This window comes from Caballeronia zhejiangensis, from assembly GCF_000698575.1.
Classification (GTDB): domain Bacteria; phylum Pseudomonadota; class Gammaproteobacteria; order Burkholderiales; family Burkholderiaceae; genus Caballeronia; species Caballeronia zhejiangensis.
The window spans coordinates 29652-44152 of record NZ_JFHD01000048.1 but is presented as its reverse complement, the minus strand read 5'-3'; the positions used below and the strand labels follow the sequence as shown (position 1 = coordinate 44152).

Annotated in this window: 11 protein-coding genes; 8 read left to right on the top strand and 3 right to left on the bottom strand. The window is 63.4% G+C overall.

Annotated elements, in window-relative coordinates; all coding sequences use genetic code 11:
- Positions 1–42: 42 nt before the first annotated feature.
- Both BG60_RS32745 and argA read right to left on the bottom strand, forming a co-directional pair.
- On the bottom strand, positions 43–315 hold the full coding sequence (locus BG60_RS32745) for an oxidative damage protection protein (RefSeq protein ID WP_008350541.1): 273 nt from the start codon (positions 313–315) through the stop codon (positions 43–45).
- Between the two features lie 58 nt (positions 316–373).
- Positions 374–1744 carry an amino-acid N-acetyltransferase gene (argA, locus tag BG60_RS32740; protein ID WP_033536863.1) on the bottom strand — a complete coding sequence of 457 codons (1371 nt, stop codon included), beginning with the start codon at positions 1742–1744 and terminating at the stop codon, positions 374–376.
- Between the two features lie 22 nt (positions 1745–1766).
- Here argA and hrpA point away from each other — a divergent pair, with 22 nt between their 5' ends.
- The 6 genes from hrpA to BG60_RS32710 all read left to right on the top strand — a co-directional run bounded on the left by hrpA (position 1767) and on the right by BG60_RS32710 (position 10919).
- On the top strand, positions 1767–6224 hold the full coding sequence (gene hrpA / locus BG60_RS32735) for an ATP-dependent RNA helicase HrpA (RefSeq protein WP_241484922.1): 4458 nt from the start codon (positions 1767–1769) through the stop codon (positions 6222–6224).
- A gap of 116 nt (positions 6225–6340) precedes the next feature.
- The gene (locus BG60_RS32730; RefSeq protein WP_034474119.1) at positions 6341–7354 is read left to right on the top strand and encodes a YVTN family beta-propeller repeat protein; all 1014 of its coding nucleotides are present in this window, start codon (positions 6341–6343) and stop codon (positions 7352–7354) included.
- An 81-nt stretch (positions 7355–7435) separates the two neighbouring features.
- Positions 7436–8455 (top strand): sterol desaturase family protein, encoded by a 1020-nt coding sequence (locus BG60_RS32725; RefSeq protein WP_008350532.1) that lies wholly within the window; start codon positions 7436–7438, stop codon positions 8453–8455.
- A gap of 76 nt (positions 8456–8531) precedes the next feature.
- Entirely contained in the window at positions 8532–9383 is an 852-nt protein-coding gene (locus tag BG60_RS32720) for an EI24 domain-containing protein (RefSeq protein WP_008350531.1), read from the top strand.
- A 25-nt stretch (positions 9384–9408) separates the two neighbouring features.
- A complete protein-coding gene (locus tag BG60_RS32715) occupies positions 9409–10227 on the top strand; it encodes a competence/damage-inducible protein A (protein ID WP_034474117.1) in 819 nt (272 codons plus the stop codon).
- On the top strand, positions 10224–10919 hold the full coding sequence (locus BG60_RS32710) for a copper homeostasis protein CutC (protein WP_034474115.1): 696 nt from the start codon (positions 10224–10226) through the stop codon (positions 10917–10919). Before BG60_RS32715 ends, BG60_RS32710 begins: the two co-directional genes overlap by 4 nt.
- A gap of 9 nt (positions 10920–10928) precedes the next feature.
- Here the strand turns inward: BG60_RS32710 and BG60_RS32705 are convergent, their stop codons facing one another.
- A complete protein-coding gene (locus tag BG60_RS32705) occupies positions 10929–11393 on the bottom strand; it encodes a rhodanese-like domain-containing protein (protein WP_008350527.1) in 465 nt (154 codons plus the stop codon).
- A 346-nt stretch (positions 11394–11739) separates the two neighbouring features.
- Here BG60_RS32705 and glnA point away from each other — a divergent pair, with 346 nt between their 5' ends.
- Together glnA and glnL are read left to right on the top strand one after the other, a co-directional pair.
- On the top strand, positions 11740–13155 hold the full coding sequence (gene glnA / locus BG60_RS32700; RefSeq protein ID WP_008350526.1) for a type I glutamate--ammonia ligase: 1416 nt from the start codon (positions 11740–11742) through the stop codon (positions 13153–13155).
- Between the two features lie 165 nt (positions 13156–13320).
- Positions 13321–14463: a nitrogen regulation protein NR(II) gene (glnL, locus tag BG60_RS32695; RefSeq protein ID WP_008350525.1), complete on the top strand. Its 1143-nt coding sequence runs from the start codon at positions 13321–13323 to the stop codon at positions 14461–14463.
- The last annotated feature ends 38 nt before the right edge of the window (positions 14464–14501 follow it).

Below are 14501 nucleotides of genomic sequence, written 5' to 3'. Positions count from 1 at the left end.
GGCCGCTCGGGCCGGTTTTTGCGATGCGATGAACGCGCGATTTCAGCTTTGCGGCGGCACGTAGCCGGACGCCGTATCGGCGCCTTCGCCGAAGAAATACTTCTCCGTCTGCTTGATCAGATACTGGCGTGCGCGCGGATCGGCCATGTTCAGCCGATTCTCGTTGATGAGCATGGTCTGCTGCTTGAGCCAGCCTTGCCAGGCTTCCTTCGAGATCGTTTCGTAGATGCGCTTGCCGAGCTCGCCCGGCAGCGGCGGGAAATCGAGTCCTTCGGCTTCCTTGCCGAGCTTCGCGCATTGAACCATTCGGGCCATTGTGAGTTTCTCCTCTGTATCGGGGGCAAAGCGCCGTTCGACGCTTCTTGGATCATGTTCAAAGCTGTTTCATCAGGACGAGCGACTTGCGCTGCCAGTTATAGAGCCGCCGGCGATCTTCGGGCAGATCGTCCACGGTCACTTTCACGAAACCGCGTTTCAGGAACCAGTGTTCGGTGCGCGTCGTCAGCACGAAAATGCGCGTCAAGCCGCGTGCGCGGGCGCGCTGTTCAATGCGCTTCAACAGGCGTTCGCCGTCGCCCGAACCTTGCGCTTCCGGCGCGACCGTCAGGCAGGCCATTTCGCCGATGCGCTCCTGTGTGTACGGATAGAGCGCCGCGCAGCCGAACAGCACGCCATCGTGCTCGATGACCGAGAAATGGTCGATGTCGCGCTCGATCTGGTGCCGTCCGCGCCGTACGAGCGTGCCGTCGGATTCGAGCGGCTCGATCAGCGTGAGAATGCCGCCGACGTCGTCGGGCGTCGCTTCGCGCAGGCTTTCGAGATTCTCGTACGAGATCATCGTGCCGACGCCGTCGTGCAGGAACAGTTCGAGCAGCACGCTGCCGTCGAGCGAATACGGAATGATGTGGCCGCGCGCAACGCCGCCGCGGCACGCGCGCACCGTATGCTTCAGATAGAACGCCGTGTCGCCCTGCAATTCGCCGCTTTCCTGCAAGCGATAGGCGTCGTCGAGCGACATTTCGCGGATCAGCTCGTTTTCCGAGTCGCCGAGACCCGGAATTTCGGTCACGAAAATGATCTTGTCGGCGCGCAGCGCAATGGCCGCGGCGGACGCGACATCTTCCATCGACAGATTGAACGCTTCGCCCGTCGGCGAAAAACCGAGCGACGACAGCAGCACGAGCTTGTTCGACGCGAGCGACTGGCGGATGGAATCGCCGTCGATCTTGCGCACGACGCCGGTGTGCTGGAAATCGACGCCATCGAGAATGCCGACCGGCCGCGCCGTCACGAAGTTGCCCGACACCACGCTGATGTGCGCGTGCGCCATCGGCGTGTTCGGCAAGCCCTGGCTGATCGCGGCCTCGATGTCGAGACGCACTTCGCCGGCGGCTTCTTTCGCGGATTCGAGCGCGCGGGCATCGGTTATGCGCAAGCCGTGAGAGAACGACGACTCGACGCCGTGCAGGCTCAGTTGCTCGTCGAGCTGCGGACGCGAGCCGTGCACGAGCACGACGTGGATGCCCATTGCGTGCAACAGGCCGACGTCCTGCACGAGCGCGTTGAGGCGACCTTCCTGCACGAGTTCCCCGCCGAACGCGACAACGAAAGTCTTGTTTCGAAACGCGTGAATGTAGGGCGCGACGGATCGCATCCAGTCGACGAACTGGGCGTGGGGATTCGGCGCTTCGGGCTCGACTGCCGGCTGCGTCGCGGTCATCGTGAGGTCGGTTTGGGAATTCATCCCGGGATTATAATGCGACGCTATGCCGAATGTTTCTCGTCCCTCACGCCCCGATCAGGCGGGCAAGTCTCAGTCCGCCGACAAATCCCTCGATACTCAGGAGCAGTTGCGACAACTGCGTGAAAGTCTGCTGCGCGAGACGCGGGAGGGCGCGGGCACGTCCGATTCCGGCGAAGCGGCGGGTTTGAGCAAGAAGGAACGCGCCGCGCAGCGGTTCGCGGGCGGGAAAGCGGCGGCGGAGGCTCCTTCGCAACCGAAGAAGGCGGCGCAATCGAAAGAGCGGCCCGCGAAAGCGGAAGTCACGGCGCAACGTCCGCCGAAGCCGCGCGACACGGCGCAAGCTGCCACGCAAGCGCCCCCGAAACGCGAAGACGCGAGGCGTGAACAAGGTGCGCGGCCGCAGCGTCCGGCGCGCGTTCAGCAGCCGAAGCCCGTCGAAGCGCGCCAGCCGCAGCCGCAGCCGCAACCTGCGCCGCGTGTCGAACCTTCGGCCGAAACGCGCCCGCCGCGCAAACAACGCCCGGTTGAAGCACGTCCGCCGCGCGAACAACGCCCGGTTGAAGCACGTCCGTCGCACGTCGAACGCCCGGCCGAAACGCGTCCGCCTCGCGAGCAACGTCCGCCGCGCGCGCCGCGCGTCGTCACGCCGAATCCCATTCCGCCGATCACGTTTCCCGAAGCGCTGCCCGTTTCCGGCCGACGCGAGGAAATCGCGCGCGCGATCGCTGCGAATCAGGTCGTGATCGTCAGCGGCGAAACCGGCTCGGGCAAGACGACGCAATTGCCGAAGATCTGCCTCGCGCTCGGACGCGGTCTCGGCGCGGGTGGCAGCGGGCTGATCGGGCATACGCAGCCGCGCCGCATCGCCGCTTCGGCGACCGGCCGGCGCATCGCGGAGGAACTCGGCACGCCGTTCGGCGAAGTCGTCGGCTACAAAGTGCGCTTCACGGACAATCTGGCGCCCGGCGCGTCCGTCAAGCTGATGACCGACGGCATTCTGCTCGCGGAAACGCAGACCGATCCGCTGCTGACCGCCTACGACACGATCATCATCGACGAAGCGCACGAACGCAGCCTCAACATCGACTTTCTGCTCGGCTATCTGAAGGAAATCCTGCCGAAACGCCCGGATCTGAAGCTGATCGTCACGTCCGCGACCATCGACGCCGAACGCTTCGCGCGCCATTTCGGCAGCGACGAGAAGCCCGCCCCGGTGATCGAGGTGAGCGGACGGCTGTATCCGGTGGAAGTGCGCTATCGGCCGATCGAAGAGGAAAGCGAGGCGATCAGGAACGCGCAGGGCACGGCGCCCAAACGCAACGATCGCAAAGCCGATCGCGATCTGATGGAAGGCATCGTCGATGCCGTCGATGAACTGTGCCGCGTCGGTCCCGGCGACGTGCTCGTGTTCCTGCCCGGCGAGCGCGAAATCCGCGATGCCGCAGAAGCGTTGCGCAAGCATCATCCGCCGCATACGGAGATCCTGCCGCTCTTCGCGCGCCTTTCCGCGCAGGAGCAGGAGCGCGTGTTCAAGCCGTCGAACGCGCGGCGCATCGTGCTCGCGACGAACGTCGCGGAGACGTCGCTGACGGTGCCGGGCATCCGCTACGTGGTCGATACCGGCATGGCGCGCGTGAAGCGTTATTCGTATCGCAACAAGGTCGAGCAACTGCAGATCGAGCCGGTGTCGCAGGCGGCGGCGAATCAGCGCGCGGGCCGATGCGGGCGCGTCGCGGACGGCGTGTGCATCCGTCTGTACGACGAAGCCGATTTCGCCGCGCGGCCGCGCTTCACCGATCCCGAAATCCTGCGCTCGTCGCTCGCGGCCGTGATTCTGCGGATGAAGTCGCTGCATCTGACGGCGATCGAAACGTTTCCGTTCATCGAACCGCCGCCGGGCCGCGCGATCGCGGACGGCTATCAATTGCTGAACGAACTCGGCGCCGTCGATGACGACAACGCGCTGACGAGTCTCGGCCGCGAACTCGCGCGCCTGCCGCTCGATCCGCGCGTCGGCCGCATGATTCTCGCCGCGCGCGATCATCATGCGCTCGCGGAAGTGCTGATCATCGCGTCGGCGCTGTCGGTGCAGGACCCGCGCGACCGGCCGATCGAGGCGCAGGAGCAGGCGGATCAGGCGCATCGGCAGTTCGTCGACGAGCGCTCCGAATTTCTGCAGTGGACGCGCATCTGGAGGTGGTTCGAGGAAGCGGTCGCGCACAAGAAATCGAACAAGCAGCTCGCGGATGCGTGTCGCGCGAATTTCCTGTCGCATCTGCGTTTGCGCGAGTGGCGCGACGTGCATTCGCAACTGCTGACGGTCGTGCGCGAGCACGGCTGGCGTCTGAACGAATCGGATGCGACCTTCGAGCAGGTGCATCTGTCGCTCTTGACGGGCCTGCTCGGCAACGTCGGTCTCAAGGCCGACGACGAGCCGCATTATCTCGGCGCGCGCGGCATCAAGTTCTTTCTTTGGCCGGGCTCGGCGCTCTTGAAGAAAGCGGGGCGCTGGGTGATGGCGGGCGAACTCGTCGAGACGAGCCGCCTCTACGCGCGCACGATCGCGAAGATCGAGCCGGAATGGCTCGAAACGGTCGGCGCGCATCTGCTGAAGAAATCGCTATCGGACGCGCATTGGGAGAAGAAGGCCGCGCAGGTCGTCGCCTACGAACGCGCGACGCTGTACGGGCTGACGGTGTATGCGCGTCGGCGCGTGAGCTTCGGCAAGCAGGACGCGAAATACGCGCGCGAACTGTTCATTCGCGGGGCGCTCGTCGAAGGCGAATTCGATACGCGTCTGCCGTTCTTCGCGCACAACCGCAAGCTCGTCGCGGACATCGAGCAACTGGAACACAAGTCGCGCCGTCAGGACGTGCTCGTCGACGATGAACTCATCTACGGCTTCTACGATTCGCTGATCCCCGAAAACATCTGGACGGGCGCGGCGTTCGAGCGCTGGTATCGCGACGAGCAGAAGAAAGAGGGCAACGACAAGCTGCTGTTCCTGTCGCGCGACGACCTCATGCGTCACGAAGCTGCCGGCGTCACGACGGATCTGTTTCCGAAGCGCATGACGATGTCGGGCATCGAAATGGCGCTGACGTATCACTTCGAGCCGGGTTCGCCGCGCGACGGCGTCACGCTGCAAGTGCCGCTTTACGGGCTGAATCAGGTCGATGCGCGCCGCGTCGAATGGCTCGTGCCCGGCATGATCAAGGAGAAGGTGCAACTGCTGCTGAAGTCGCTGCCGCAGAAGCTGCGCCGTCACGTCGTGCCGTTGCCGGAATACGCCGCGGCTTTCGCCGGGCGTCATGGCGGGCCGAAGTTCGGCGCGGGCGCACTCGTCGAATCGCTCATCGCCGATATTCGCGAGCAGACGCAAATCGCCGTGAAAAGCGCCGATTTCAAGCTGGAAACGCTGCCCGCGCACCTGTTCATGAACTTCAAGGTGATCGACGAACACGGCCGCCAGCTCGCGATGGGCCGCAATCTCGCGCAGTTGCGCGCGGAACTCGGCGGGCAGGCGCAGCAGCAGTTCCAGAAACTGACGTCGGCGGCGGCGTTCGATGCGCTTTCCGGGGACTCCGATACGCCGCCCGCACAGCAACCGGCAAGCGAAGGCACCGCGCTCTACGAGAACCTCACGACGTGGAACTTCGGCAAGCTGCCCGAGCTGCTGGAAATCCGCCGGCGCGGGCAGACGCTCTTCGGCTATCCGGCGCTCGTCGATCGCGGCACGCATTGCGACGTCGAAGTGTTCGATTCGCCCGAGGAAGCGGTGCGTATTCATCGCGCGGGATTGCGCCGGCTTTTCGCGCTGCAGTTGCGCGAGCCGATTCGCTATCTCGAGAAAAATCTGCCGGGCCTGCGGGAGATGTCGATGCAATACATGGCGCTCGGCACGGCGGACGAACTGCGCGATCAGATCGTGGAAACGGCGCTCGATCGCGCGTGCCTTCAAGACCCGCTGCCCGACGACGACGCCAGCTTCCACGCGCGCCGCGACGCCGCGAAAGGGCGTCTGACGCTGCTCGCGAACGAAATCGCGCGGCTCGTCGGCACGATCCTCAACGAATATGCGGCGCTCGCCAAAAAGCTGGCGTCGGTGAAATCGTTCGCGTCGGCCTATGCGGACATGCAGGCGCAATTGAGCGCGCTCATCGGCAAGCGTTTCGTCATCGATACGCCGTATGCGCAGCTTGCGCATTTTCCGCGCTATCTGAAGGCGATCGCGCAGCGCGTCGACAAGCTCAAGGCCGATCCGGCCCGCGACGCGCGTCTCGCCGCCGATCTGCAGCCGCTCGCGCAGAACTATCAGCGCGCGTTATCGCAGCGCGGCGGCGTCGCGGATGCGCGGCTTGCCGAATATCGCTGGCTGCTGGAGGAATTGCGCGTATCGCTGTTCGCGCAGGAACTGCGCACGCCGATGCCGGTCTCGGTAAAACGCCTCCACAAGGTGTGGGAATCGATGCAGCGTTAGGTTTCCGCTGGAAAGACGCAACGAATCAATGTATTGCGCAAAAAGACCTCGCTCGTCAACCCGCCGCGCGAGGCAAACGTTCTACAATGACGCCTGCCCTCCGAAGCCTACTTTTCATGCGCAATATTTTCCGTTCCGGCCGTGTGCGTGCCTTCGCCGCACGCGCAGCCATCGCAACCGGCGCCGCCTTGGTCGCTTCCGCAGCACTGGCCAACAATGTCATCGTGCTCAACTCGGCGGAAGCCACGCTGAGTCTCATCGACGAAAACACGCATCAGGTCGTCGGCACCGTGCCGACGGGCAAAGAGCCGCATCACCTGATGCCCACGCCCGACAGCTCATCGCTGATCGTTGCGAATTCGGTGTCGAACAACCTGATGTTCGTCGATCCGAAAACCGGCGCGTTCCAGCGCTGGGTGCAGGACATCGAAGATCCGTATCAGCTCGGCTTTTCGCCGGACAAGAAATGGTTCGTCTCGACGGGTCTGCGCCTCGATCGCCTCGATATCTATCATTTCGACGGCAAGAATTTGAGCGTCGCGAAGCGCCTGCCGCTCGCCACGATGCCGAGCCACATCGCGTTCACGAACGACAGCTCGACCGCGTTCATCTCGCTGCAGGTGTCCGGCGAAATCGCGGCGATCGACCTGCCGACGCAGACCGTCAAATGGAAGATGAAGGTCGGCAAGGTGCCCGCGGGCGTCTGGCTCACGCCGGGCGACAAATATCTGCTCGTCGGCATGACCGGCGCGGATTACGTGGCCGTGGTCGACTGGCGCAACCAGAAGGTCGTCAAGACCATCACGACCGGCAAGGGCGCGCACAACTTCCGCTCGATGGTCGACGGCAAGCACGTACTCGTTTCGAATCGCGTGGCGAACACGATCAGCATCATCGACGAGGACACGCTCACGAACGTCGGCGACATCACCGGTCTCTTGCCCGGCCCCGACGACATGGAACTTTCCGCCGACAAGAAGTATCTGTGGGTTACGTTCCGCTTCGCGAAGCACGTCGGCGTGATCGACCTGGCGAATCGTAAGCTGATCGAAACCATCAAGGTCGGCCGCTCGCCGCACGGCATCTACTTCTACAATCGCGCGCCGGTGACGGCGCCGAACGGGGCGTAAGCAAACAGGGCGCGCATTCGCGCCCTGTACTACGATTGAGGGATGGCCGGTCCCGGACGGCCGCACGCACCACGGAGCACCATGTTTCATTCCATTCTTTCGTCGCTGGACGGTCTCGTTTCCTGGCTTCAGACGCAGCTCTACGTCGATGTCGTGCAGCCGGTCCTGTTCAAGATCGGCATGATGGACTACGACGAAGACACCTACGACGCGCTGTACTGGGTGATCGTCGGCGTGCTCGAAGTGCTCGCGATGTACGCGATCCTGCGGCCGCTCGAAGCTTTCCGCCCGGCGGAGGAGTGGAAAGACCGCAAAGGCGTGCGCGTGGACGTGCTCTACACGTGGATCGTCAAGCTCGGCATCCTCAATCTGTTTTTCTTCTTCACGTTCCAGCCGCTCTTCGATTCGATGCAGAGCTGGCTGCGCCTCCATAACGTGCCGAATCTCGAGATCGACAACCTGTGGCCCGGCGTGACGACGCAGCCGCTCGTCACGTTCGTCATCTATCTGCTCATTCTCGATCTCGCGGGATACTGGTATCACCGGCTGGAGCATCGTTTCGGCATCTGGTGGGAATTGCACGCGGTGCATCACAGCCAGCAGAAGATGTCGCTCTGGACCGACGACCGCAACCATCTGCTCGACGACGTTCTTCAGGCGAGCTTTTTCGCGTGCGTCGCGCTCGTAATCGGCGTGGAGCCGTCGCAGTTCGTCGTGCTCGTCGCCATCACCAACTTCATGCAGAGCGTGCAGCACGCGAACATCCGCATGCACTTCGGCTGGCTCGGGGAGCGCATTGTCGTAAGTCCGGCGTTTCATCGCCGCCATCACGCGATCGGCTTCGGTCACGAAGGCACGACTTACGGTTGCAACTTCGGCGTGCTGTTCTCGTTCTGGGACATCATCTTCCGCTCGGCGTCGTTCGATCGCACCGTCGAGCCGACGGGCATCCGCGACCAGCTCGGTGCGCCGGGCGTTGCGCCCGTCCATTACGGCGACGGCTTCGTCGAACAGCACTGGCTCGCGTTCAAACGCATCGCCGCGCGCCTTTCCGCTCGCCGTGCGGGTGCATCCGCTTCCGACAACTCGGCGGCCGTCTGAACGTCTCCGGTTCGACCAGCGCCCGTGCGCGGCGCTGGTTTATCCTGTCGGTTCCTTCTTCTTTTAAGAAACACGCATGAGTGACTTGCTGCGTTCGTTCGTGCGCGCGCTTGCGAACGTCTTTCATCCGCGCATGCTCTGGCTGACGCTGATGCCCTTCGGCGTCGCCACCGTGGTCTGGGGCGCGGTGCTCTGGTTCTTCTGGCAGACGCTTACCGGCGCCGCCAACGACTGGCTCAGCGCGTGGGCGCTGACCTCGTGGATGTACCGTCTCTTCGATGCCGTCGGCTTTTCGTCGCTGCACGCGGTGATCGCGCCGTTTCTCGTCGTCATCATGACGGTGCCGCTGATCGTCGTGACGGTGCTGCTGCTCATCGCCACGTTGTCGATGCCGGGCGTCGTCAAGCTCCTCACACGTCGCCCGAAAGGTCATTACTCATCGCTCGAAGAGCGGCGCGGCGGCTCGTGGTACGGCAGTCTCGGACACTCGGTCGTGACCACGGTCGTCTGTCTCGTGCTGCTCGTCGTCACGCTGCCGCTGTGGCTCATTCCGCCGTTCTTCGCCTTGATTCCGCCGCTGTTGTGGGGCTGGCTCACGTATCGCGTGATGACTTACGACGCGCTCGCGCTTCACGCGAGCGCCGACGAGCGCCGCGCGATCGTGCGCGATGCACGCTGGCCCTTGCTTGCGATCGGCATCGTGAGCGGCCTGCTCAGTTCTGTCCCGACGATGCTCTGGGCATGGTCCGTCTGGCTCTTGCCGCTCTTTCCGGTCGTCGCCGCCGTGACGATCTGGGCGTATGCGTTCATCCTCGTGTTTTCGGCGCTCTGGTTCGCGCATTACTGCCTGCACGCGCTGGAGCGCTTGCGCGCGAGCGAGCCGCAATTCCCGGCGATCACGGTCGAATCCCGCGACGTTTCACTGTAAGCACGAAAAAAGCAAAGGGGCATTCATGGGCATTGGCGTCATCATCATCGGCGACGAAATCTTGTCCGGCCGCCGCACCGACAAGCACCTGCCGAAAATCATCGAACTGCTGGGCGCGCGCGGCCTGTCGCTCGACTGGGCCGAATACGTCGGCGATGATCCCGCGCGCATCACCGCGACGCTCGCGCGCACGTTCGCATCGGGCGATATCGTGTTTTCGACGGGCGGCATCGGCGCGACGCCCGACGACCACACGCGCCAGTGCGCCGCCAAGGCGCTCGGCGTGCCGCTGGAGCTGCATCCCGAAGCGGCGGAACTGATCCGCGCGCGCATCCGCGACACGGCGGCGCAGGCAGGCAAGCCGGTCGAGCTGGAGTCGCCGGAGAACTTGCATCGGCTGAACATGGGCACGTTTCCGCGCGGCGCAGAGATCATCCCGAACAGCTACAACAAGATTCCGGGCTTTTCGGTCGGCGATCATCATTTCGTGCCGGGCTTTCCGGTCATGGCCTGGCCGATGATCGAATGGGTGCTCGACACGAAGTACGCGCATCTGCATCACGCGACGCCGCATGTCGAGCGGTCGCTGCTCGTCTTCGGCCTGCCCGAGTCGCGCATCACGCCGCTGATGGTTTCGATCGAGCGCGACTTCGAGGGCGTGCGTGCGTTCAGCCTGCCGAGCGTCGGCGATGCTACGCGCGGGGCGCTTTACCAGCGCGCGCATATCGATCTGGGCGTGAAGGGCGATCCCGAGCAGGCGAACGCGGCGTTCGACGTGCTGCGCGAGGGCGTGATCGCGCTCGGCGGTGAAGTCGTGGAAGTGCCGCCGGAGGAAGCGAAGTGACGCTGCTGGAAGTGATCGCCACGACCGTCGCCGACGCGCGGGCAGCGGAACGCGGCGGCGCGGACCGTCTCGAACTCATCACCGCGATGGGCGAGGGCGGACTGACGCCGAGCATCGGCCTGATCGAATCGGTGATCGAGGCGGTCGGGATTCCGGTGAACGTGATCGTGCGGCCGCACAGCCGCTCGTTCGTCTACGATGCCGACGACTACGCGGTCATGCTGCGCGATGTTCGCGCGATCGCGAAGACGTGCGCGAACGCGATCGTCGTGGGGATGCTGCGCGCCGATGGCTCCGTCGACACCGACGGCCTCGCGCGCGTGATCGAAGCAGCGGATGGCCTGCAGCTCACGTTTCACCGCGCATTCGACGAAACACGCGATCTGCTCGCTGCGTTCGATACGCTGCTGCAGTTCGGTGCCGTCACGAATGTGCTGACGTCGGGTGGCAAGCCTTCCGTGCTGGACGCTCAGGAAACGATTTCGAAGCTCGTCGAAAACGCGGCGGGAACGCGCTGCGCGATTCTGGCGGGCGCCGGATTGACCGTCAATGCGGTCGCGCCGTTCGTCGCATCGACGCGCGTGAAAGCGGTGCACTTTGGCTCGGGCGTGCGCGTCGATGGGAAGTCTCTGGCGCCCGTCGATGAAACGAGGGTCAGGCGCGTGCGGACCTTGCTCGACGCGCGTGCTTGAGCGAAACCTTCAAGCCCCGATCCAGGGCAGCTTGCGGAAACACCATCCCGATACCGTTTTCCGATGCCCCTGTCCGTCCTTATCGCCTTCGAAGCCTTCGAGCAGGTCGTACGCCTGAGCGTAGCCTTCCTTCTGCGCCGCGACCGCAGCGAGCTTCGAGCGCGCGGCGCTGCGACACAAAAACACGACAGGCGTATCCGGGGTGGCGACCTGTCGCAATTGTTCGATAAACTCGGCGTTTGGCACGGAACCGGGGTAGCGAATCCATTCGATGTGCGCGTACTGAGCGCCATCGATGGCCGGGCGGCCGACCCAATCGAGTTCGGCGCGGGTGCGAACGTCGACGAGGCGTACGCGCGGGTCGAGTTGCAGTAATTCAAATGCTTCGGCGGGTGAGAACGCGCCCGCGTAGGTCAGATTGTTTTCGGCGGCGCGTTTGCCGGCCTGGGCATACAGCTGTTCGAGCGTGCTCATGACGTATGGGTCTCCGTAGGCGCAAAGAATCATTCTAGCGTGGCGCGCAGTTTCGACGCCGCGCGCGAAATTGGTGCAAGAAGACTCGGATGCACTATAAAAGTGCTGAAGAAATATCAGACAAACCGTGCTGCACTGATTTGGTGCTCGACGCGGAGACGGCGACACGAACGCCGCCATCGAAAGCGAAGTGGTTTCACCCAAAACGCGCGCTGCTTCAAGCGCTTAGCGCGAAGATGGTGCGCTTGGCACGGAAGCTGCTTTTCCATCCTCGATTGAATCGATGTACAGGATTGGTCGGGGCGGCGAAGCGATTCGCCGACTTTTGTTAATCAGGAGATAGGTAATGAGTAAATCCGTGGCCGACGTCATGCAACTCGTCAAGGACGAGGACGTCAAGTTCGTCGACTTCCGCTTCACCGACACGCGCGGCAAAGAACAACACGTTTCCGTGCCGGTCTCGGCATTCGACGAAGACAAATTTGAAAGCGGCCACGCTTTCGACGGTTCGTCCATCGCAGGCTGGAAGGGCATCGAAGCGTCGGACATGCTGCTCGTGCCGGACGCGAACACCGCCTTCATCGACCCGTTCTTCGAAGAATCGACGCTGGTTCTGTCCTGCGACGTGGTCGAGCCGGCCGACGGCAAGGGCTACGAGCGCGACCCGCGTTCCCTCGCGAAGCGCGCGGAAGCCTATCTCAAGAGCTCGGGCCTCGGCGACACCGCCTACTTCGGTCCGGAGCCGGAATTCTTCATTTTCGACTCGGTGCAGTGGAACACGGACCAGTCGGGCACGTTCGTGAAGATCGGCTCGGAAGAAGCACCGTGGTCGTCGGCGAAGGAATTCGAAGGCGGCAACACCGGCCACCGTCCGGGCACGAAGGGCGGCTACTTCCCGGTCGCTCCCGTCGACACGTTCCAGGACATCCGCTCGGAAATGTGTCTGCTGCTCGAGCAGATCGGCATTCCGGTCGAAGTGCATCACCACGAAGTGGCGGGCCAGGGCCAAAACGAAATCGGCACCAAGTTCTCGACGCTGGTTCAGCGCGCGGACTGGCTGCAGCAGATGAAGTACATCATCCATAACGTGGCGCACACGTACGGCAAGACGGCGACGTTCATGCCGAAGCCGGTCGTCGGCGACAACGGTTCGGGCATGCACGTTCACCAGTCGATCTGGAAGGACGGTCAGAACCTGTTCGCGGGCAACGGCTACGCGGGTCTGTCGGAATTCGCGCTGTTCTACATCGGCGGCATCATCAAGCATGCGCGCGCGCTGAACGCGATCACGAACCCGGGCACGAACTCGTACAAGCGCCTCGTGCCGCACTTCGAAGCGCCGGTGAAGCTGGCTTACTCGGCTCGCAACCGTTCGGCATCGATCCGTATTCCGCACGTCTCGAATCCGAAGGGCCGCCGTATCGAAACGCGCTTCCCGGATCCGCTCGCGAACCCGTACCTGTGCTTCTCCGCGCTGATGATGGCGGGTCTCGACGGCGTGCAGAACAAGATTCACCCGGGCGAAGCCGCGGACAAGAATCTGTACGACCTGCCGCCGGAAGAAGACAAGAAGATCCCGACCGTTTGCGCGGGCCTCGACCAGGCGCTCGACGCACTCGACGCGGACCGCGAGTTCCTGACGCGCGGCGGCGTGTTCACGGATTCGATGCTTGACGCATACATCGAACTGAAGACGAACGAGCTGCAGCGTTATCGTCAGGCGGTGCATCCGATCGAGTTCGAGATGTACTACTCGCTGTAAAGCAGCATGATCGAAGCGCGTTTTGTCGTGAGCAGTCCGATGAGGCGCGCGACGTGTGCTGAACAGTGATCCAAAGGGACGGCGCGCCGTCCCTTTTTTAATCGCTGCTCAGTGTCATGAAACGATAAGAAGATCGGTGTCACGAACGACCTCATCGACTGCACGATGGTGCTCAAGAATCTGATCAAGGCGCGCAAAGGCCACGCCGATGCGCTCTCCGACAATACGCAGCTCGCGGCAAGCGGACTGCTGCCCGGCTTCGAGGCGCTGCCCACGAACGTGCTCGTTCTGGACGTGCGCAATCTGCGGATCGCGTATGCGAATCCATCGGCCGAAGCGATGCTGGAAATGTCGCGCAAGCAGTTGACGCAGACGAACTGGCCCGACCTCTTCGCGAACGCGGACGAGCTCGCGACCACGATCGCGTCGATCGCCGAGAACCGCTTCAACGCGACGCGGCTCGACGCGGTGCTCGAGAGGCAGAATCGCGAGCCGGTGCATGTGCATGCGATCGTCGGCTATCTCGAAGCCGCGCCGGAATACGTGCTGCTCGAACTCTTCGAGAACGAGCGACATCTGCGCACGGACCGCGAAGAGCGTATCCACGATCTCACCGCGGTCAACAAGCAGCTCATCCGCAATCTCGCGCATGAGATCAAGAATCCGCTCGGCGGCATTCGCGGTGCGGCGCAGTTGCTCGAATTCGAACTCGGCGCGCGCGAACGCGACGAACTGCGCGAATACACGCAGGTCATCATCAAGGAATCGGATCGGCTGCAGACGCTCGTCGATCGCTTGCTGGAGCCGCACCGGCATCCGCATATCGTCGGCGACGTGAACATCCACGAAGTCTGCGAGCGGGTGCGCGCCGTGATCCTCGCGGAGTTTCCGCGCGGCCTCACGATCGAGCGCGACTACGACGTGAGCGTGCCCGATCTGCGCGGCGACAAGGAACAGTTGATTCAGGCGCTGCTGAACATCGTGCGCAACGCGGCCGAAGCGCTGAAGGAACGCATCTCACAAGGCGATGCGAAGATCGAGCTGCGCACGCGCATCGCGCGCAAGGTGACCATCGGCAAGAAGCTGCACAAACTGGCACTGGACTTGCATATCACTGACAACGGTCCCGGCATCCCCAGCGAAATCCGCGACCGGATCTTCTTTCCGCTCGTATCGGGCAGGGAAGACGGCAGCGGTCTCGGCCTCACGCTCGCGCAGTCGTTCGTGCATCAGCACGATGGGCTGATCGAAGTGGAAAGCCGGCCGGGCTGTACCGAGTTCGCCATCCTGTTGCCGTTCGAGAATTGACCAGCGACTTCACGCCAAGGAACGTAGTGCCGCATGCT